This is a genomic window from Streptomyces sp. Je 1-332, assembly GCF_040730185.1.
Lineage (GTDB): Bacteria > Actinomycetota > Actinomycetes > Streptomycetales > Streptomycetaceae > Streptomyces.
Window position 1 is genome coordinate 6,334,643 of record NZ_CP160402.1, and the last position, 21,108, is coordinate 6,355,750.

General features: G+C 67.2%; 15 protein-coding genes. 12 read left to right on the forward strand and 3 right to left on the reverse strand.

What is annotated here, in order from left to right; genetic code table 11:
- Positions 1-1,274: 1,274 nt before the first annotated feature.
- Positions 1,275-1,469: a DUF397 domain-containing protein gene (locus tag ABXJ52_RS28650; protein WP_367045697.1), complete on the reverse strand. Its 195-nt coding sequence runs from the start codon at positions 1,467-1,469 to the stop codon at positions 1,275-1,277.
- Positions 1,466-2,293, reverse strand: coding sequence for a helix-turn-helix transcriptional regulator (locus ABXJ52_RS28655; protein ID WP_367045700.1), 828 nt, complete (start codon positions 2,291-2,293; stop codon positions 1,466-1,468). The genes ABXJ52_RS28650 and ABXJ52_RS28655 overlap by 4 nt, the downstream gene beginning before the upstream one ends.
- Before the next feature lie 84 nt (positions 2,294-2,377).
- On the opposite strand from ABXJ52_RS28655, the gene ABXJ52_RS28660 reads away from it, so the two are divergent.
- Positions 2,378-2,818, forward strand: a complete 441-nt coding sequence (locus tag ABXJ52_RS28660; protein ID WP_367049337.1) for an ATP-binding protein — start codon at positions 2,378-2,380, stop codon at positions 2,816-2,818.
- A 6-nt stretch (positions 2,819-2,824) separates the two neighbouring features.
- On the opposite strand, the gene ABXJ52_RS28665 is transcribed toward ABXJ52_RS28660, so the two are convergent.
- Positions 2,825-6,703: a GH92 family glycosyl hydrolase gene (locus ABXJ52_RS28665; RefSeq protein ID WP_367045702.1), complete on the reverse strand. Its 3,879-nt coding sequence runs from the start codon at positions 6,701-6,703 to the stop codon at positions 2,825-2,827.
- A gap of 520 nt (positions 6,704-7,223) precedes the next feature.
- On the opposite strand from ABXJ52_RS28665, the gene ngcE reads away from it, so the two are divergent.
- The 11 genes from ngcE (at position 7,224) to dxs (ending at position 21,020) form a co-directional block, all read left to right on the forward strand.
- On the forward strand, positions 7,224-8,657 hold the full coding sequence (ngcE, locus tag ABXJ52_RS28670; RefSeq protein WP_367045704.1) for an N-acetylglucosamine/diacetylchitobiose ABC transporter substrate-binding protein: 1,434 nt from the start codon (positions 7,224-7,226) through the stop codon (positions 8,655-8,657).
- Positions 8,658-8,847: 190 nt separating this feature from the next.
- Positions 8,848-9,762: a sugar ABC transporter permease gene (locus tag ABXJ52_RS28675; protein ID WP_367049339.1), complete on the forward strand. Its 915-nt coding sequence runs from the start codon at positions 8,848-8,850 to the stop codon at positions 9,760-9,762.
- 22 nt (positions 9,763-9,784) lie between these two features.
- Positions 9,785-10,678 (forward strand): carbohydrate ABC transporter permease, encoded by an 894-nt coding sequence (locus tag ABXJ52_RS28680; RefSeq protein WP_367045706.1) that lies wholly within the window; start codon positions 9,785-9,787, stop codon positions 10,676-10,678.
- A gap of 148 nt (positions 10,679-10,826) precedes the next feature.
- Positions 10,827-12,089, forward strand: coding sequence for an extracellular solute-binding protein (locus ABXJ52_RS28685; protein ID WP_367045708.1), 1,263 nt, complete (start codon positions 10,827-10,829; stop codon positions 12,087-12,089).
- Between the two features lie 111 nt (positions 12,090-12,200).
- Entirely contained in the window at positions 12,201-13,079 is an 879-nt protein-coding gene (locus ABXJ52_RS28690; protein ID WP_367045711.1) for a sugar ABC transporter permease, read from the forward strand.
- Positions 13,079-13,963, forward strand: coding sequence for a carbohydrate ABC transporter permease (locus ABXJ52_RS28695; RefSeq protein ID WP_367045713.1), 885 nt, complete (start codon positions 13,079-13,081; stop codon positions 13,961-13,963). Before ABXJ52_RS28690 ends, ABXJ52_RS28695 begins: the two co-directional genes overlap by 1 nt.
- 209 nt (positions 13,964-14,172) lie before the next feature.
- Positions 14,173-15,372 (forward strand): ROK family transcriptional regulator, encoded by a 1,200-nt coding sequence (locus tag ABXJ52_RS28700; protein WP_367045714.1) that lies wholly within the window; start codon positions 14,173-14,175, stop codon positions 15,370-15,372.
- A gap of 120 nt (positions 15,373-15,492) precedes the next feature.
- Positions 15,493-16,611: a sugar ABC transporter substrate-binding protein gene (locus ABXJ52_RS28705; RefSeq protein ID WP_367045716.1), complete on the forward strand. Its 1,119-nt coding sequence runs from the start codon at positions 15,493-15,495 to the stop codon at positions 16,609-16,611.
- 184 nt (positions 16,612-16,795) lie between these two features.
- Complete coding sequence (locus ABXJ52_RS28710) at positions 16,796-17,584, forward strand: ATP-binding cassette domain-containing protein (RefSeq protein WP_363309986.1); 789 nt, start codon at positions 16,796-16,798, stop codon at positions 17,582-17,584.
- Between the two features lie 5 nt (positions 17,585-17,589).
- The gene (locus tag ABXJ52_RS28715; protein WP_367049341.1) at positions 17,590-18,885 is read left to right on the forward strand and encodes a sugar ABC transporter permease; all 1,296 of its coding nucleotides are present in this window, start codon (positions 17,590-17,592) and stop codon (positions 18,883-18,885) included.
- Between the two features lie 200 nt (positions 18,886-19,085).
- Positions 19,086-21,020 (forward strand): 1-deoxy-D-xylulose-5-phosphate synthase, encoded by a 1,935-nt coding sequence (dxs, locus tag ABXJ52_RS28720; protein WP_367045717.1) that lies wholly within the window; start codon positions 19,086-19,088, stop codon positions 21,018-21,020.
- The last annotated feature ends 88 nt before the right edge of the window (positions 21,021-21,108 follow it).

Genomic DNA, 21,108 nt, shown 5'->3' on the forward strand with positions numbered 1-21,108 from the left:
GCGGGGCTTTGGGTGGCCGGTGGCGTTGGGGGTGGCCGGGGCCGCCCGCCTTACGGAGGGTGGCGGTTGCGGGTCGGGTGTAAAGGGCGCTCCTGCGTCGCGTCGGCTGCGCCGATTTCGCTTCGCTCCACCCTTGACACCCACCCCTCCACCGCGGGTGAACGCCGAGCGGGCGGCCCGGGAAGGGGGCGTAAGGGGGAGGTGGGGTGGAGTGTTCGGTCTCCTGCCGTCTGCGGACTGGTTCTTCTGGGGTGGGCGTCACGCGGTGAGGGGACCGCCGTCCGACAAGCCGGGACCGTTCGGAGCCCCTTCGGCGAGCGGGGACTGTCCGGTGGGTGGGACCCGTGGTGGGTCGGCGGGTTGGAGTCGTCTGGTCGGTGGCCGGAGGATCGGTTGGTGGGTCGGCCGGTCGGAATCGCCTGGCCGATGACAGGAGGCCCTAAGCCGGAAGCCGGAAGCCGGAAGCCGGATGGCAGATGGCAGATCGCCGAGCCGCTCGTCGATCGCAGGGAAATTCCATGCCACGCCTCCCTCATGCTCCAATCCGTGGGACTTTTCTGCATTCCGACCCCGAATCGTCCTCCCTGATGCCAGAGATGTCCGTTGTGGCTAGGTGGGGAAGGCGCTGCGAGGTCGCGGCAGTCAGTCAGTCACACACGTCTCAGGCGGCTCCCGTTCATTGGCGCCTGGTTGGATCGCCTTGGGGCAAGGGGGACCTACTTCGGCGAAGTAGTTATTGAGGATCGCGCGCGCCCCCCTTATGTCAGAACGCAACTTTGCCGAAGTAGGTCCGCCCCCCTCGCGCGCGACGGCGCCGGCAAGATCCGGTCGGTACACGCCTGACGAGACCGGCACCGCCTCCGGACCAACCGCGCACCTCTTCACCCTGACGGCATGCCGCGACGAACCAGTCCGCAGACGGCACGACACCCGACACCGCCACCGAACGTTCCCCGCTTGCCGGACGGCGGCCTCCTCACCGCGTGACGTCCACCCCGGAAGAACCAGTCCGCAGATGGCAGGAGACCGAACAGCCCATCCACCTACCCATACGCCCCCTTCCTGGCAGCCAGGTCACAAGGCTTCCTGCGGTGGAGGTGGGCCTGTCAAGGGTGGAGCGGAGCGGAATCGGCGCAGCCGACGCGTAGCGCAGCGGAGCGCCCTTTACAGGGCCGCCGGAACCGCCACACTTCGGAGCACCGGGCGGCCCCGGTGAGCATCAAGGCTCCCGGACAACCCGAAGCCGCCGCCCTTTCGGGCACGCGATGACGCGGTCAGGCTCGGGCCTGGGGGAGAACCAGGAATGCGGCCCAGGCGTCCGGCGCCACGGTGAGCTGCGGGCTGCCGTCCGGGTTCTTGGAGTCGCGGATGTGTACGGCGGTGGGGTGGGCGGCGATTTCGAGGCAGGCGCCGCCCTGCTCACTGCTGTAGCTGGACTTGAACCACTCAAGCGCGGTGCTGCCGCTCATTGCTCTCCTAGCAATCGGTCCAACAGGCCCTTGGTCTCATGGGGGTTGAGAGCCTGTGTCCGCAGCATCGCACATTTGCGCTCCAGGATGGACACCTCATCCGGGCTGGTGATCAACTGGCTGCCTCGCTGGGCCTCGGTATAGCCGAGCCGCTGGTGATCCGGAGTCTCGATCAAGATGAACGGCCCGGACAGCCCGGCGTGGAAGCTGCGGCCGACCGGCATGACCTGGAGAGTGACACCCGGCAGGGAGGCCAGTTCGCGCAGGCGGCGCAGCTGCTCGACGTACACATCGTCACCACCGAGGCGGTCCATCAGGGTCACCTCGGAGATGATGAAGCAAATCGTGGGTGGCTCCTTGCGTTGAAGGATGTCTTGTCGCTCCATGCGCGCCGCTACGCGTAGTTCGATCTCGTCCTCGGTGAGCGCCGGTACGTCGTTCTGGAACACACTCCGCGCGTAGTCCGGCGTCTGAAGCAACCCAGGCAGGACCTGGTTGTCGTACCAGGAAAGTGCGAGCGCCTCGCGCTCCAGGTCCATGTACTCCTCAGCCCACCGAGGAACCAAATCCACCTCCGGCATATTGTCGACAGCGGTCTCCAACGTCCGGTTGGTCCCCAGCAGTTCATCCAACTGCACGGCCAGGTCCATCTTCAGCGGCCGCCGCCCCTGCTCAATAGAAGCGATGGCCTCCTCGCCGATGACGAACCGCTCGGCCAAAGACCTCTGCGTGTACCCCGTAGCCTCACGGTGGACGGCTAACAACGCCCCCACCATCCGCATCGCCGAGGCATTCCTCCGTGACCGTCGCTTGGGACTGCTCATGACGTGCAACTCCCCACCAGAGGACAACCGTTCACGCAGCGAACCCGTACAGCCTGGCTGTACGGGTTCACGTACTGCTTCATGATGGCCACGCAGCGTGATGCTCGTCACGTGAATGAGGAATCTCCACGCGAACGCTTCTACCGGCGTGAACGCCGGTCCGTCCCCGCCGCCCGCGCCTTCGCTAGCGCCGCGCTCGCCGACTGGGGCATCAGTGAACGTGCTAGTGAACGTGCTTACGAAATCGCTCTCTGCGTGAGTGAGTTGGCGACCAACGCCGTTCTGCACGGGGTCCCGCCGGGGCGGGGGTTCCGTCTTGGGCTGAGCCTCTCCGGTGACGTACTCCGTGTCGAAGTGCACGACAGTGGCGCCGGGTGGCCCCGACTCGTCGGTGAAGGGGAAGATACCGACGAGTCGGGGCGTGGCCTGCTGCTGGTGGCAGCCCTGGCCGGCAAGTGGGGGGTCATGGAGCGCGACCCCGGGAAAATCGTGTGGTGCGAGTTCGGGCTGAGAGCTGAGCCCTGAGCCCTGTCAGCCGAGCAGTTCCACCTCCGCCAGCGTCGACGACTCGTCCAGGACCAGGCGGTAGTGCCGGTAAGTGCCCGGATCATCCACGGTGAAGGCCCGCGTCTGCTTCTCCCAGGCGAAGGACTGCCCGGACCGCTTGTCCAGCTCCTTCCACTTCTCGCCGTCGGAGGAGCCCTGGAGCACCCAGCCCCGCGGAGCCTTCGCCTTGTCGGACGACGACGTCAGCGTGTACTGCACGGCCTTGGTCTCCTTGGCGACCGGCAGATCCACCGAACCGGACTCCGAAGCCGCGTCCGTGTCGGAGGTGTTGTCGAAGAGCGCGCCGTCACCCTTGATGGCGTCACCGCGCGGCGACGGCACCTTGTCGTCCTGCGTCACCGACGTCGGCTGGGCGTTCTTGCCCGTGCCCCACGCCGACGGCTTCGGGCCCATGTCGAACTCGAGGACACCACCGCGGGCGATCTCCTTGTGGGGGAGCGCCGTCGAGGTCCACTTCTTGCCGTTGACCTTCAGGCCCTGGACGTACACGTTCTTCGCGCTGTTCTTCGGCGCCTTGACGACCAGGTCGCGGCCGTTGTCCAGGTGCACGGTCATCTTCGTGAACTGCGGGGAGCCGATGGCGTATTCGCCGCTTCCCATGACCAGCGGGTAGAAGCCGAGCGAGGAGAAGAGGTACCAGGCCGACTGCTCGCCGTTGTCCTCGTCGCCGTGGTAACCCTGCCCGATCTCGCTGCCGGTGTAGAGGCGGGAGAGGACCTCGCGGACCTTCTCCTGCGTCTTGGACGGCTCACCGGCCGCGTCGTACATGTAGGCGGCGTGGTGGGCGACCTGGTTGGAGTGCCCGTACATGCCCATCCGTACGTCGCGCGCCTCGGTCATCTCGTGGATGACGCCCCCGTAGGAGCCCGCGAACTCGGCGGAGCCGGTCTCCGGAGTGGAGAAGTACGTGTCCAGCTTGTCGCCGAGGCCCTTGCGGCCGCCGTAGAGGTTGGCGAGGCCGCGCGAGTCCTGCGGGGCGGTGAAGGCGTAACCCCAGGCGTTCGTCTCCGTGTAGTCGTGACCCCACACGCGCGGGTCGAACTTGTCGGAGGGGACGCGCCACTCGCCCTTCTTGTCCTTGCCCTGGAAGAAGCCCGGCGCGGTGCCTCCGCCCGCCGCCTTGTCGTCGAAGAGATGCACGTAGTCCCGGGCGCGGTTGAGGAAGTACTCCGACTCCTCCTTGTAGCGCTTCTCGCCCGTCTTCTTGTAGAGGGCCTGGCCCATCCGCGAGATGCCGTAGTCGTTGAGGTAGCCCTCGAGCGCCCAGGACAGGCCCTCGTGGGTCTCGCTCGGGGTGTAGCCGAGGAAGGGCGACGTCTCCATGCCCTTGCGGCCGACGCCCGAACTCGGCGGCACCACGGTCGCGTTCTTCAGCGCCGCGTCGTACGCGTCCTTCGCGTCGAAGTCCACGCCCTTGACGTAGGCGTCGGCGAACGCCACGTCCGACGAGGTGCCCGTCATCAGGTCCGCGTAACCCGGCGACGACCAACGCGACGTCCAGCCACCGTCCTTGTACTGCTGTACGAAGCCGTCGACCAGCTCACCCGCCTTCTTCGGCGTGAGGAGCGAGTACGCCGGCCAGGTCGTGCGGTACGTGTCCCAGAAGCCGTTGTTCACGTACGGCTTCCCGTCGACGATCTTCGCGCCGGTGTGGGTCGGGGTGTCCGGACCCGTCTGCGGCGAGAAGGGCGACGCGTACTGGTACTTCGACTTGCCGTTCGCCGAAGTGACCTTCTCGAAACCCGAGTTGGGGTAGAGGTACAGGCGGTACAGGCTGGAGTAGAGCGTGGTCCGCTGGCCCTCGCTCGCGCCTTCCACCTCGACCTTGCCGAGGATGTCGTCCCAGCTCTTCTGCGCGCGGTTCTTCACGCGCTCGAAGGACGTGCCGGAGGGAATCTCGCGGTTCAGGTTCGCCTTGGCCTGGTCGAGGCTGATCAGCGAGGTCGCGAGGCGCAGGTTCACCGTGCGGTCCTTGCCCGGCTTGAAGCGCAGATAGCCGGTGACGTCGCCGCCGCCCCCGCCGTCGAGCTTGCCGCCGGCGGTGACGGGCGAGTCGAAGGTCCCGTACACGAAGAGGCGGGTGGCGCCGGTGGAGAGCCCCGACTTCACGTCCGAGTATCCGCTGACGATCCCGTTCTCCTCGTCGAGGGTGAGGCCGCCCTTGTCGGAGACGTTGTCGAAGATGACGCTCGCGTCGTCACCGGGATAGGTGAACTTCATCATCGCCGCGTGATCGGTCGGGGCCATCTCGGCCTTCAGACCGTTCTCGAACGTCACGCCGTAGTAGTGCGGGCGTGCCGTCTCCTTCTCGTGCTTGAAGGGCAGTGCGCGCTTGGTGCGGGACGCGGACGGCGTGTCCTTGTCGACCGACGGCATCATCTGGAAGGTCTGCCGGTCGCCCATCCAGGGGCTCGGCTCGTGGCTCGCGCTGAACGCCTGGATCGTCGGCAGGTTGTCCGCGTTGTTGCCGCGCGCGTAGTCGTAGAGCCAGCTCAGGGAACCGGCGTTGGTCACCGGCGTCCAGAAGTTGAAGCCGTGCGGCACGGCCGTCGCGGGGAAGGTGTTGCCGCGCGAGAAGCCGCCGCTGGAGTTGGTGCCGCGGGTGGTGTCCGCGTAGTCCGAGGGGTGGGCCTTCGGCTTCGCCGGGGCCTTCTCCTTGAGGGACACGTCGTCCACCCAGCCGCGGAACTTCGCCGGACCCTTGGGGGAGTCGTACGCGACGAGCACCCGGTCGACGGTCTTGCCGCGTGCGACCTGCCCGATCCGCGCCTGGACGTTGTTCCACTGGTTGACGTAGAGCCCCTTCGCGGCGCCCTGGCCCTGCGGCGTCAACGGGAAGCCGTGCTGGTCCATCGCCTTGAGGTCACTCAGATAGGTGCCGTCGGTGAAGGCAAGGTCCACGGACACGTTCGTGGCGTCGTAGTCGAGGTCACCCTCCGCCATGGACGGGAAGACCCGGTAGGACAGCTCGGTGTCACGCCGCACCGAGACGTTCACGTCGAAGACCTTGTTGTACGAGTAGCCGCGCCCGTCCACCTTGTGGGTGCCCGCGTAGCGCAGCGCGCGCTTGCCGGTGAACCCGGCGCCCGACTTCGCGGTCGGGGAGCCGCTGGGGCCGCGGTCCACGAGGGAGAGCATGTCCTCGGGGACGGGCGACTCGGTACCGCCGACGGAGAGGTGGACGTCGGAGAGCTGGAGGGCGTCGGACGCGCCGTTGTTGGCGGTCACCTCCAGGCGGTAGTGCGCGTACGCGGTGCCGTTCTCGAAGTCGTACTTCTTGGTCTGGTGACGCTTGTCGAAGGCTTCACCCTTGCGGGTGTCCAGGACCTTCCAGTCCTTGCCGTCGGTGGAGCCCTTGAGGGTCCAGTCCTTGGGGTCGCGCTCGGCGTGGTCGTTCGCGGACGTCAGCGCGTACGTCACCGCCTTGGCCGGCTCGTCCAGGTCGTACTCGACCCAGCCGGTCGGCTCGAAGGTGAGCCACTTGCTGGTCGGCTCCCCGTCGACCAGGTTCTCCTTGACCTCGCCGCTCCCGGAGTTCTCCCCGCTGGCGCGGACCTCCGTGACGTGGTCGTTCACACTTCCGGGTATCCCCGAACTGAACGCGCCGTTGACACCGGCGGTCCGCTTCTTGCCGTCGGGGCCGGTCTCCACGGTGTTCAGCCAGTCGGGCTGCGCCTCGCCCTCTTCGAACGACGAGACGAACTCCTTGGCGGCCTTGGGCGGTTCCTCCGGCTTGGCGACGGCTGCGCCCTGCGCTGTCGCGACGAGCGTGAACGCGGCCGCTCCCAGGACCGCGGCCGAACGGTGGTGTCTGAAGCGAGGTCTGCGTGATCTGTGCGGCATCCCCGAACCCCTCCCTGCGAGTTGGACAACGTTGTCACATCGCTGCGCAGGGTCCAGTAGGGCGGCAAGTGGTGTGTGGTGTCAAGGCTGTTGAAGGCGCCGGACGGGGCGTGGAGGGGGCCCGGGGCCGGGGGAAAGTCCAAGGGGTACGGGAGAAAGTCCAATGAGGTGCAAGTGAGCGCCAGGGAAGATCAATGGGAGGGAGTGACGGCGGGTCCAAGTCGCGGCCGATCCGTTCGGCTGAATTTGCTCACGCCGTGAACGAACCAGGCCGTATCTCCGCGAGGTCTCAACTCGGGAAAGACTGCTGGCCGAGGCTGCGTTCGATCTTGCTCTGCTGCCGAGAAGTGGACTATACCTATCGGCACCCTGAGTGGCGGGTGCGAGCCCTTGCCATGTAGTTGTCGCACGCAACGCACCACGAAAGCTTCAACTGACCCGCGGTGTCGGGCCCTTCGCCACTGGCGAGCTGTCGGGAGCCCCGTACGCCGCCTGAGTCCTGGAAGGCGAGGACTTGAGCATGGGATCCACCAGCATCAACCGTCGTGACGTGATGAAGAGGGCGGCGGCCACCAGCCTTCTCGCGGTGCCGGCCGTGGGCGCCCTGAGCTCCTGCGCGAGCGGTGGCGGGGAAGAGGGCAAGGCCGAGAAGGGCGAGAAGTCCAAGAAGAACCCGCTCGGCGTGAAGGAAGACGCCGGGCTCGCCGTGGTCGTCTTCAACGGCGGCTATGGCGACAAGTACGCCCAGTTCGTGACCGACATGTACAAGAAGCGGTACCCGGACTCGAAGCCCGGCCAGAAGTCGACGGCGAAGATCGCCACTCAGGTCCAGACGAAGATCATCCGTGGCAACCCGACGGCTGATGTCGTCAACAACTCCGGCGCCGACCAGATGAACCCCGGCAAGCTGGTCTCCAACAAGCAGGTCGCTGACCTCACCGAGCTCCTTGACGCGCCGTCCTGGGACGACCCGAACGTCAAGGTGCGCGACATCCTCGCCCCGGCCGTCGAGGCGAGCGGCAACTTCGGTGGCTCGGGCACCTGGCAGGCCGGCATCTCGCTGACGGTCTACGGCACCTTCTACTCCAAGAAGCTTCTGGAGGAGGGCCTGGAGTCCGAGTACCCGAAGACCTGGGACGAGATGCTGGCCGTCTGCAAGAAGGCCAAGGCCAAGGGCATCCACGGCTGGAGCTACCCGGGCGGCCACCCCCGGTACATGTTCTTCAGCATCTACACGATGTTCGCCCAGCGGGGCGGGCGCGAGATCGCCACGGCCATGGACCACCTCGAGCCGGGCGCCTGGAAGAACGACGCGGTCAAGGACGTCTTCGAGGCCTGGGAGGAACTGGTCGCCAAGAAGTACGTCCTGACCGGCTTCGACGGCACCGAGGCGCACACCGAGATGCAGACCGCCTGGACCAAGGGCGGCAAGTGCGTCTTCGTGCCCAACGGCTCCTGGGTGGAGAACGAGGCCAAGGACACCACCCCGAAGGACTTCGGGATGTCGTTCGGCCCGAGCCCGTCACTGGACTCGGGCGACAAGATGCCGTTCGGCACGATCAACGCGCCTGCCGGTGAGTTCTACGTCGTCCCGGAGAAGGCGAAGAACCGGCAGGGCGGCCTGGAGTGGCTGCGGGCGATGTACAGCAAGGAGGCCGCCCTGAACAACTTCAGGGAGCTCTCCGCCCTCCCCGTGGTCAAGGGAGCCATCGACGGCCAGAAGCTGCCGTCGGGTGTGGCCAGTGTGCAGAAGGCGATCGAGGCCGCCGGCGACAACGTCGTCATCGCGAAGCACATGGACTGGTACAACGAGCTGTTCCGCGAGGACTTCAACAACATGATCGCCAAGTTCATGCTGGGCCAGATCGGCACCAAGCAGGCCATGGACATCATGGAGAAGGCCGGGGCCCGGATCCTCAAGGACCCGGACGTCGTCAAGGTCAAGAAGTCCTGACCAGCGGCTGATCGACCGAGAACGCGGGCACGTGAGCGAGGCGGGGCGGAGTGGCGTGAAGAGTGACACCCGGGTGGACGAATCCCCACCTTCGAAGAAGGCACCGGACCGGCCGGGCCCACGCAAGGCGCCGGGCCTGCTGCTGTTCCTCCTGGCGGTGCTGCTGCCGCCCCGCTTCACACCGGAGAGCGTGCGCTACGACCGGCGCTACCGCACGCTCGACAAGTACCGCTTCATCGCGGGCTTCCTGTCGCTGCCGCTCGCGTTCTACGCCCTGTTCGTCATCTCGCCCTTCGTCCAGGCGATCTACTACTCGTTCACGGACTGGTCCGGCGGTCCCGTGGCGAACTTCATCGGCTTCGACAACTTCACGAAGATGTGGAACGACGAGCGCTTCTGGGAGTCCCTGGAGGTGAGCGTCACCCTGGCGGTCGTCGCCCCGGTGCTCACGCTCGTGCTCGGCATGTTCTTCGCCTACATGATCACGTCGGGCGGCCGGCACCGTAAGGGCCAGGCGATCGCCGGGGTCGCGGGCTCGTCGCTCTACAAGGTCGTCTACTTCTTCCCCCAGGTCCTTTCCGTCGCGATCATCGCGGTCGTCTGGGGCCGTGTCTTCAACACCAACAGCGGTCTGATCAACGGCGGGCTCGACAAGGTGGGCATCGACGGGCCCGCCTGGCTCGGCGGTGACCGCTCGCTCGCCCTCATCGCGGTGATGGTCGTGCTGTCCTGGAGCTTCGTCGGCTTCTACGTGGTGCTGTTCTCCGCCGCGATGGGCGCGATCCCCAGGGACATCTACGAGGCCGCGCTGCTCGACGGCGCGGGCCGGGGACGGACCTTCTTCAGTGTGACGCTCCCGCTGATCTGGGACACCGTGCGGACCGGCTGGATCTACATGGGCATCCAGGCTCTCGACTCGTTCGCGATCGTGCTCGTGATGGTGCCCGAGCACGTCCTGAAGGTGACTCCCGTCTTCCTCTACGAACGATTCCGAGACGGTCAATACGGCTATGCCACCTCCATCGGCGTCGTCCTCCTCGTCCTCAGCATGGCGTTCTCGCTGATCGTCATGAGGATCGGGAATCGCGACCGGATCGAATACTGAGACCCGCGGGAGCCACTGCATCATGACCACGACCACCGTGCCCCGCGAAGACACCGCCGACGCGTCCCGCCGTGAGACCGAATCGGTGGGCGGGTCGACCCTGAACGTCTTCTCGCACGCCTTCCTCGTCCTGTGGGTGATCCTCGCGGCGGGCCCCCTCGTCTGGGTCGCCCTGACCGCGTTCCGTCCATCGACGGAGATCCTCAGCGATCCGATGGGCTGGCCGGCCTCCTTCCACTGGGAGAACTTCACCAACGCGTGGACCGAGGCCAGCATCGGGCAGTACGCCCTCAACTCGCTGATCATCCTGGCGGGTTCACTGACCGGCACGATGCTGCTCGGGTCGATGGCGGCCTATGTGATCGCCCGCTTCACCTTCCCGGGCAACCGGCTGATCTTCATGCTCTTCGCGGGCGGGATGATGTTCCCGGTCATCCTCGCCCTCGTGCCGCTCTTCGCGGTGATGGAGAACTTCGGTCTCCTGGACACCCGTCCCGGCCTGATGATCGCGTACATCGCGTACTCGCTGCCCTTCACCACCTTCTTCCTGACGTCCTTCTTCCGTACGCTGCCGACCGGCGTCCAGGAGGCGGCGATGGTCGACGGGGCCTCGCACACGCGCACGTTCTTCCAGATCATGCTGCCCATGGCCAAGCCCGGCCTGGTGAGCATCGGCATCTTCAACTTCCTCGGCCAGTGGAACCAGTACCTGCTTCCGCTGCTGCTCAACAACGAGGAGGAGAGCCGGTACGTGCTGCCGCAGGGGCTCGCCTCGCTGGCGGTCTCGCAGGGCTACCGGGGCGACTGGGGGGCACTCTTCGCGGGACTGACGATCGCCATGCTGCCGGTACTCGTCGTGTACGCGGTCTTCCAGCGCCAGGTGCAGGCGGGGCTCACCGCGGGCGCTCTCAAGTGACCCTGTCAGGCTGTGATTTCAGCTTGGCCACGAAAGTGGTCTAGGCCTGTTGCGGCAATTCCGGCCGTGAGTAATGTCGGCGCCACGGCGCCGCGGGGGGACCTTTGCCCGCGTTCAAGTCGACACCGATGTCGAAGGGTTGAACAGCATGAGGAATCGCGTAATCGCCACCGGTGCGGCAACGCTCGCCATGGCCATGGGACTTACCGCGTGCGGCGGTGACAGCGACAGCGGCGACGGCAAGACCATCAAGCTCGTCGCCGCGGACTACGGCGACAAGGCCTCCAACGCGTCCAAGAAGTACTGGGACGGCGTCAAGAAGGAGTTCGAGAAGGAGAACAAGGGCTACAAGGTCGATGTCCAGGTCATCAACTGGAACGAGATCGACAAGCAGGTCAAGAACATGATCCAGTCGGGCAACCAGCCCGACCTCCTGCAGACCGGCGGCTACGCCGACAAGGTCGCGGACGACCTGCTCTACAAGGCCGACGAGGTCCTCTCGCCCAAGACGCGGCAGAACCTCATCCCCACCTTCGCCGAGGCCGGCGAGGTCAAGGGCACCCAGTACGGCATCCCGTGGGTCTCCTCCAGCCGCGTCATGTTCTACAACAAGGACGTCCTGAAGAAGGCGGGCGTGAAGACCCCGCCCAAGACCTGGGACGAGGTCGCCGCCGCCGCGAAGAAGATCAAGTCCTCCAAGGCCGCCGACACCCCGTACGCCCTGCCGCTCGGCCCCGAGGAGACCCAGGGCGAGACGATGATGTGGGAGCTCGGCAACGGCGGTGGCTACACCGACGAGAGCGGCAAGTACACGCTCGACAGCGCGCAGAACGTCGAGACCTTCGACTGGCTGCAGAAGGAACTCGTCAAGCCCGGCCTCACGTACTCCAACCCGGCCTCCACCGACCGCAAGACGGCCTTCGCCGACTTCGCGGCCGGCAAGGTCGGCATGCTCAACGGCCACCCGAGCCTGATCCAGATGGCCAAGGACGGCAAGGTCGACTACGGCGTCGCGCCGATCCCCGGCAAGGACGCCCCGCTGGAGTCCACCCTCGGCGTGGCCGACTGGATGATGGCGTTCAAGGACGGCGGCGCCGAGAAGGAAGGCGTCAAGAAGTTCCTGGACTTCACGTACTCCAAGAAGATGCTGGAGTTCGACGAGATGTACAACCTGATGCCCGTCACCCAGGACGCGCTCAAGACGATGCAGACCAACGGCAAGCACAAGGACCTGGAGCCGTTCTTCGAGGTCCTGCCGAACGCCAAGTTCTACCCCCTTGGTGACACCGCCTGGGACGTCATCTCCGCCGAGATGAAGAAGACCGGCGGCAAGGCCGCGAGCGACGACCCGAAGACGGTCCTCGGTGACCTGCAGAAGAAGGCGGAAGCGGCGGCTGCCGAGGCCAAGTAGCAGGCAGACAGCTCCCGTTCGCTCCGTACGCAAGGAGACCTTGTGTCACTGAAGGCCCCTCCGCCCCCGGCCGACACCGGCCGGGGACGGAGCGGGCGCGCACCCAGGCCCGTGAGCCGCCGCAGCGGCATCGCCCGGCTCGGCCCGCTGCCCTGGATAGCGCCCGTCATCCTGCTGATCCTCGCCGTGGTCATCTGGCCGGTCGTCGAGCTGATCCGCACCTCGTTCCTCAACATCTCCATCGCCGGCATCGTGCGCGGCAGCGCGGGGACCGACAAGTACAAGAAGCTCTTCGAGGAGACCGACTTCGGGGCGGTCCTGCTCTGGACGGTCGTGTGGACCGTCGTCGTCGTGAGCGTGACGATGCTGCTGTCGCTGGCCCTCGCCCAGCTGTTCAACCAGAAGTTCCCCGGCCGCACCGTCACCCGCTGGGCGCTCATCGCACCCTGGGCGGCGTCCGTCCTGATGACCGCCATCGGCTTCAAGTGGATGCTCAACCAGACCGCGGGTGTGCTCAACACGCTGATGCTGGACCTCGGCCTCATCGACAAGTCGAAGGACTGGCTCGGCCAACCGGAGACGGCCTGGCCGTGGATGATGGCCGTCGCGATCTTCGTGTCGCTGCCCTTCACCACGTACACCCTGCTCGCCGGTCTGCAGACCATCCCGGGTGAGGTCTACGAGGCCTCGCGGATCGACGGGGCGAGCCCCTGGCAGACGTACCGGCACATAACCGTGCCGATGCTGCGGCCCGCGTTCCTGGTCGGCGTGGTCATCAACCTCATCAACGTCTTCAACTCCTTCCCGATCATCTGGGCCATGACGCAGGGCGGTCCCGGCTATGACACCTCCACGACCATGGTGTTCATGTACAAGCTGAAGGAGACCGACATCGGCGAATCCGCCGCCATGTCCGTGGTCAACTTCGCGATGGTCGTCGTGCTCGTGCTGATCTTCCTGAAGGTCAGCCGATGGAACGAGGAGGACTGATGGCCACGGCGACGGAGACCCGCGCGGGGCCCCCGAAGAGCCCCGCGCCCCGGCCCAGGGCCAAGCGCACGTTCCGGCCGCGCACGCTGGTCATCACCGTGGTCGCCTGGGCCCTGGCGGCGATCTTCCTGGCTCCGTACCTGGAGATGGTGATCACCGCGCTCCGGCCCAAGAGCGAGCTGCGGGACCGGACGTACCTGCCGCAGAACCTGGAGTGGTCGAACTTCATCGAGGTCTGGAAGGAGTCGGAGCTCGGCCAGAACCTCCAGGTGACCCTGCTCGTCGCGGGCGGCGCGACACTCCTGGTGCTCCTGGTCTCGCTGCCCGCCGCGTACTACACGGCGCGCATGCGTTACCGCGGGCGCAAGGCCTTCCTGCTCCTCGTCCTGATCACCCAGATGTTCCAGCCCACCGCACTGCTCGTCGGCCTCTACCGCGAGTTCCACCAGCTGGACATGCTCAACTCGGTCTGGACGCTGATCCTCACCAACGCGGCGTTCAACCTCGCGTTCGCCGTGTGGATCCTGACGGCCTACATCAGCTCCATCCCGCCGGAGCTGGAGGAGGCGGCCATGGTCGACGGCACCAGCCGTTTCGGCGCCATGGTGAAGGTGACGCTGCCGCTCGCGCTGCCGGGTGTGGTCACCGCGGTGATCTTCACCTTCATCACCTCATGGAACGAGTTCGTGATGGGCCTCACGCTCACCACCGAACCCGACAAGCAGCCGTTGACCGTCGGCATCAACAACTTCATCGGCGCCTACACCGTGGAGTGGAACTACCTCTTCGCGGCCTCCGTGGTGGCGATCGTGCCGGTCATCGTGCTGTTCGCCTTCATCGAGCGGCACGTGGTCTCGGGTCTCACCGCGGGATCGGTCAAGTAACGGATCGGCCCGCACAGGCCGGGTCTGGGTGGTTTGGGGTGCATCCTCGCCGCTTGGACCCGGCCTGTCCCGCTGTTCGGGCGGGGCGATTTCCGTCAAGGACTTGACTGCGCCAACCCGTTCAGCAGAGCTTGGAGTTCACAACTTGTAAGGGCGGCGAAGGTGCTGCTTCTACATTTACGGCATACGGAATAAGGGTGGCTGAGTCAATGGAGACTCCGGGGTCGCAGTCGTCGCTGCACCGGGCCAATCTCGAGCGGGTCGTACGTGCCGTACGGCTCGCCGGATCGCTCACTCAGGCGGAGATCGCCAGGACGACGGGACTGTCCGCGGCCACGGTCTCCAACATCGTCCGGGAGCTCAAGGACGGCGGAACGGTCGAGGTCACGCCCACCTCGGCAGGCGGCCGCAGGGCCCGCAGCGTCTCGCTCAGCGGCGACGCGGGCATCGTCATCGGCGTGGACTTCGGCCATACGCACCTGCGGGTGGCCGTGGGCAACCTCGCCCACCAGGTGCTCGCGGAGGAGTCCGAGCCGCTGGACGTGGACGCGTCGGCCGCGCAGGGCTTCGACCGGGCCGAGCAACTGGTCAGCAGGCTGATCGCGGCGACCGGCGTGGACCGCTCGAAGATCGCGGGCATCGGCCTCGGCGTGCCGGGCCCCATCGACGTGGAGTCCGGGACGCTGGGCTCGACCTCGATCCTGCCGGGCTGGTCCGGCACGAAGCCCGCCGAGGAGCTCAAGGACCGCATCGGCGTCCCCGTGCACGTCGACAACGACGCCAACCTCGGCGCGCTCGGCGAGCTGGTCTGGGGCAGCGGCCGCGGGGTCAAGGACCTGGCGTACATCAAGGTCGCGAGCGGTGTCGGCGCCGGGCTCGTGATCAGCGGGCGGATCTACCGCGGGCCCGGCGGCACCGCCGGCGAGATCGGGCACATCACCCTGGACGAGTCGGGCCCGGTCTGCCGCTGCGGCAACCGCGGGTGCCTGGAGACCTTCACGGCGGCCCGCTATGTGCTGCCGCTGCTCCAGTCCAGCCACGGCACCGAGCTGACCATGGAGCGCGTGGTCGCCCTCGCGCGTGAGGGCGACCCCGGCTGCCGCCGCGTGATCGCCGACGTCGGCCGGCACATCGGCAGCGGTGTGGCCAACCTCTGCAACCTCCTGAACCCCAGCAGGGTCGTCCTCGGCGGTGACCTCGCGGAGGCCGGTGAGCTGGTCCTCGGGCCCATCAGGGAGTCCGTGGGGCGCTATGCGATCCCCAGCGCGGCCCGGCAGCTGTCCGTCCTTCCGGGGGCCCTGGGCGGCCGCGCCGAGGTGCTCGGAGCGCTGGCTCTCGCCCTCAGTGAAATGGGCGATTCAACCCTTTTGGATGGCTCTCTCCCTGCGACCGCACCTGCCTTCACTTAGATAACGCATGGCACCGTTGTCATCTCGTTAAGGATTTACTCCTTGACGCTGGTGTGGCGGCCGAGTTGACTTCGAGCCACCTCGGCCGCAACGACGCGGCCACGTCAGGGAGGTTCCCGAATGAACACGCGTATGCGTCGTGCCGCCGTTGCCGTTGCCGCCACCACCATGGCCGTCACCCTTGCCGCCTGTGGCAGCGCCAAGGAGTCCGGCGGTGACAAGGATGAAGCGGGCTCCGGCTCGAAGAAGGGCGACGCGCTGAACATAGGTCTGCTCCTGCCGGAGAACCAGACCGCGCGTTACGAGAAGTTCGACAAGCCGCTGATCGAGAAGCACGTCAAGGAGCTGACCGACGGCAAGGCCAAGGTCACCTACGCGAACGCCAAGCAGGACGCGACCGTACAGAACCAGCAGGCCGACACCATGATCACCAACAAGGTGGACGTGCTGATCGTGGACGCGGTGGACTCCAAGGCCATCGCCGGTTCGGTCAAGAAGGCCAAGGACGCGGGCATTCCCGTCGTGGCGTACGACCGCCTCGCCGAAGGCCCCATCGACGCGTACACCTCCTTCGACAACGAAGAGGTCGGCCGCGTCCAGGGCAAGGCCCTCCTCGAGGCTCTCGGGGACAAGGCCGATGGCGGCCAGATCGTGATGATGAACGGCGCGATCACCGACCCGAACGCCAAGCTCTTCAAGAAGGGCGCCGAGTCCGTCCTCAAGGGCAAGGTCAAGGTCGGCAAGTCGTACGACACCAAGGAGTGGAAGCCGGAGAACGCCAACGCCAACATGGAGGGCGCGATCTCGGCCCTCGGCAAGGGCAAGATCGACGGTGTCTACTCCGCGAACGACGGCATGGCGGGCGGCATCATCACCGCCCTCAAGGCCGCCGGCATCTCCAAGCTTCCCCCGGTCACCGGCCAGGACGCCGAACTCGCCGGTGTGCAGCGCATCGTGGCGGGCGAGCAGTTCATGAGCGTCTACAAGTCCTACCCGGCGGAGGCCAAGGTCGCCGCGGAGATGGCCGTCGCGCTCGGCAAGGGCGAGAAGCTCGACTCGATCGCCAAGACGACCGTCGACAGCCCCACCGCCAAGGACGTTCCCACGGTGCTCGTGCCGGTCGTCTCGCTGACCGACAAGAACATCAAGGAGACCGTCATCAAGGACGGCATCTACGCGGTCGACGAGATCTGCACGGCCAAGTACAAGGCCGACTGCGGCAAGGTCGGCCTGAAGTAAGTCCCCTCCTCTCCACGGGACTTCACCACCATTGAGGCCTGTCCGGCGCCCCGTTCCAACAGCCCCGCAGCTCCAGGCGGGGCGCCGGACAGAAACGCGCTCCGGTCGCGTACAGGTCTTCTCGCTCTTCTCGTTCTTCTCGTTCTCTTCTGTTCAACCTCCCGCCGGTCAGGCGGCGAAGGAGATGGTTCACGTGTCCGCTACGCCCGTGTTGGCGTTGCGCGGGGTCTCCAAGCGATTCGGTGCCGTCCAGGCGCTCACCGACGTCGAGCTTGAGGTCCACGCCGGTGAGGTGGTCGCCCTGGTCGGCGACAACGGCGCAGGAAAGTCCACGCTGGTCAAAACGATCGCCGGCGTGCATCCCATCGATGACGGCGTCATCGAGTGGGAAAGCAAGGCCGTCCAGATCAACAAGCCGCACGACGCCCAGAACCTGGGCATCGCGACCGTCTACCAGGACCTCGCGCTGTGCGACAACATCGACGTCGTCGGCAATCTCTACCTCGGTCGTGAGCTGCGCAGGCGCGGCGTGCTCAACGAGGTCGAGATGGAGCGCCGCGCCCGCGAGCTCCTCACCACGCTGTCGATCCGCATACCCAGCGTCCGCATCCCGATCGCCTCGCTCTCCGGCGGACAGCGCCAGACGGTGGCGATCGCCCGCTCGATGCTCGGCGAGCCCAAGCTCGTCATCCTCGACGAGCCCACCGCGGCGCTCGGCGTCGAGCAGACCGCCCAGGTCCTCGACCTGGTGGAGCGGCTGCGCGAGCGCGGCCACGCGGTCATTCTCATCAGCCACAACATGGCGGACGTCAAGGCCGTCGCGGACAAGGTGGCGGTGCTCCGGCTCGGCCGGAACAACGGCGTCTTCGACGTGAAGTCCACCTCGCAGGAAGAGATCATCTCCGCCATCACGGGCGCCACGGACAATGCCGTGACCCGTCGCGCGGCGCGCAATGGGGAGGCCCAGAAGTGAGCAGCATCGACAAGACCTCCACGCCCGGCGGCGCGCCGGGCGACGCGCCCGTCGACGCCCCCGCGGCGGCCGCCGACGCCGTCACCGCGGTGGACCCCCGCCTGCTCGTGCGCGAGCAGGGCTTCGCGGGCTACATCACCGAGTTCAAGCGGAAGATGCGCGCCGGTGACCTGGGTTCCATACCCGTCGTCGCGGGCCTCATCATCATCTGGGCGATCTTCGCCTCGATGAACTCGCGCTTCATGACCGCGGAGAACCTCAGCAACATCTCCGTCGCCATGGTCGGCACCGGCATGATCGCGGTCGGTATCGTCTTCGTGCTGCTGCTCGGCGAGATCGACCTGTCGGTCGGCTCGGTCAGCGGTGTCGCGGGCGCGGTCGCCGCCGTGCTCGCCGTCACGCACGGCGCTCCCGAATGGATCGCGCTGATCGTCGCCGTCCTCTCCGGCACCGTGATCGGCACCATCCACGGCTTCTTCTTCGCGCGCATCGGAGCCCCGGCGTTCGCCGTCACCCTGGCGGGCCTGCTGTTCTGGCAGGGCTTCATGCTCCAGATCCTGGGTGACAACGGCACCATCAACCTCGACTCCGAGGGTCTGATCGCCAAGCTGACCTCGTACTACTTCACGGACGTCGCGGCCGCCTACGGCCTCGCGGTCGTCGCGGTCGCCGCGTTCTTCCTCTCCTCCTTCCTGGACAGCCGCCGCCGCGACGCGGCCGGTGTCCCGTCCAGGCCGCTGAGCGAGATCATCGTCCGTACCGCGGCCCTGGCCGTGGTGGCCTTCGCGGCCGCGATCATGTTCAACCAGTACAAGGGCCTGCCCCTCGCCCTGGTGATCTTCCTGGTGGTCCTGGTCGGCACCGACTTCGCGCTGCGCCGCACCGGCTACGGCCGCAAGGTCTTCGCGCTCGGCGGGAGCGTCGAGGCGTCCCGCCGCGCGGGCATCAACGTCACGCTGATCCGTACGTCGGTCTACGCGATCGCCGGTACGTTCGCCGCGGCCGGCGGCCTCTTCATGGCCTCCAAGATCGCCGCCGCCAACCAGGGCGCCGGCACCGGTGACCTCCTGATGAACGCCATCGCGGCGGCCGTGATCGGCGGCACCAGCCTCTTCGGTGGCCGGGGCCGCACCTGGAACGCCCTCCTGGGCGTCATGGTCATCACCTCGATCCAGTACGGCCTGGCGCTCGAAGGCATCGCAACGCCGGTCCAGTACATGATCACTGGTGGCGTACTGCTCGCCACGGTCGTGATCGACTCCGTGACGCGCAAGACCCAGAAGACGGCAGGACGCGCCTGACCTGCCAGAACCCCGAACAGGGCTGCCCGACACCGCAACGGCGCGGTGTCGGGCAGCTCGCTGTCCGCCCCTGTCTACCGCCGAACGCGTGACGTGGAACTCACGGCCCGGACCCCGCCGCCGACGTCGGAACATTAGACTCAACAGGCCCGGCAACATTCCGGTCAACGCTCGAACAGCTCTACTGCAAGGAGGCACGGGTGCCGCTGCTGACCCGCATCAGGGGACCGCGCGATCTGGACCGGCTCAGCCTGGAGGAGCTGAACCAGCTGGCCGGCGAGATCCGCGCCTTCCTCGTAGACGCAGTGTCCAAGACCGGCGGCCACCTCGGCCCCAACCTCGGCGTGGTCGAGCTCACCATCGCCATGCACCGCGTCTTCGAGTCCCCGCAGGACAAGGTGCTCTTCGACACCGGCCACCAGAGCTACGTGCACAAGCTGCTCACCGGCCGCCAGGACTTCGGCAAGCTGCGCACCAAGGGCGGCATCTCCGGCTACCCCTCGCGCGCCGAGTCCGACCACGACGTGATCGAGAACTCGCACGCCTCCACCGTCCTCGGCTGGGCCGACGGCCTCGCCAAGGCCAACGAGGTGCGGGGCAAGGACGACCACGTCGTCGCCGTCATCGGTGACGGCGCCCTCACCGGCGGCATGGCCTGGGAGGCGCTGAACAACATCGCCGCCGCCAAGGACCGCCCCCTGGTGATCGTCGTCAACGACAACGAACGTTCGTACGCCCCCACCATCGGCGGCCTCGCGAACCACCTGGCGACCCTGCGCACCACGGACGGATACGAGCGCTTCCTGGCCCGCGGCAAGGACCTCCTGGAGCGCACCCCGGTCGTCGGCAGGCCCCTGTACGAGACGCTGCACGGCGCGAAGAAGGGCCTCAAGGACTTCATCGCCCCGCAGGGCATGTTCGAGGACCTCGGCCTGAAGTACGTCGGGCCCATCGACGGCCACGACATCGAGGCGCTGGAGTCCGCCCTGGTGCGCGCCAAGCGCTTCGGCGGCCCGGTCATCGTGCACTGCATCACCGAGAAGGGCCGCGGCTACAAGCCCGCCGAGGAGGACGAGGCCGACCACTTCCACGGCATCGGCCCGATCCACCCCGACACGGGCCTGCCGATCGCCGCGGGCGGCATGGACTGGACGTCCGTCTTCGGCGAGGAGATGGTCAAGCTCGGCCATGAGCGCGAGGACATCGTCGCCATCACGGCCGCCATGCTCCAGCCGGTCGGCCTGCGGAAGTTCGCCAAGGAGTTCCCCGACCGGGTCTACGACGTCGGCATCGCCGAGCAGCACGCCGCGGTCTCCGCGGCCGGCCTGGCCACCGGCGGCCTGCACCCCGTCTTCGCCGTCTACGCGACGTTCCTCAACCGCGCCTTCGACCAGCTCCTGATGGACGTGGCCCTGCACAAGTGCGGCGTCACCTTCGTCCTGGACCGGGCGGGCGTCACCGGCACGGACGGCGCCTCGCACAACGGCATGTGGGACATGTCGATCCTGCAGTGCGTGCCCACCCTGCGGATCGCCGCCCCGCGCGACGCCGACCAGGTCCGCCTCCAGCTGCGTGAGGCCGTCGAGGTGGACGACGCCCCGACCGTCGTGCGCTACTCCAAGGGAGCGGTCGGTCCCGCGGTCAAGGCCGTCGGCAAGGTCGGCGGCATGGACGTCCTGCGCAAGGCGGGCACCAGCCACCCCGACGTGCTCCTGGTCTCGGTGGGCGCCCTCGCTCCCATGTGCCTGGAGATCGCCGACCTCCTCGACAAGCAGGGCATCACCACGACGGTCGTCGACCCCCGCTGGGTCAAGCCCGTCGACGAGGCGCTCGCCCCGCTCGCCGAGCAGCACCGCGTGGTCGTCACCGTCGAGGACAACTCCCGCGCGGGCGGCGTCGGTTCGGCTGTCTCCCAGGCCCTGCGCGACGCGGGCGTCGACGTACCGCTGCGCGACTTCGGCATCCCGCCGCGCTTCCTGGACCACGCCTCGCGCAAGGAGATCATGGCCGAGATCGGCCTGACCGCCCCGGACATCGCCCGCCAGGTGACCGGTCTGGTGGCCAAGCTGGACGGACGCTTCGAGCGCGCCACCGCCGTCGACTCGGTCGAGGCCGGGGAGCCCGCGCGCGACTGACGTCGACGACCACCGCCGATGGGCCGGTTCCGACACCCTGTACGGGTGGTGGAACCGGCCCATTCGCGTGAATAGGCTCGCGCCGGTG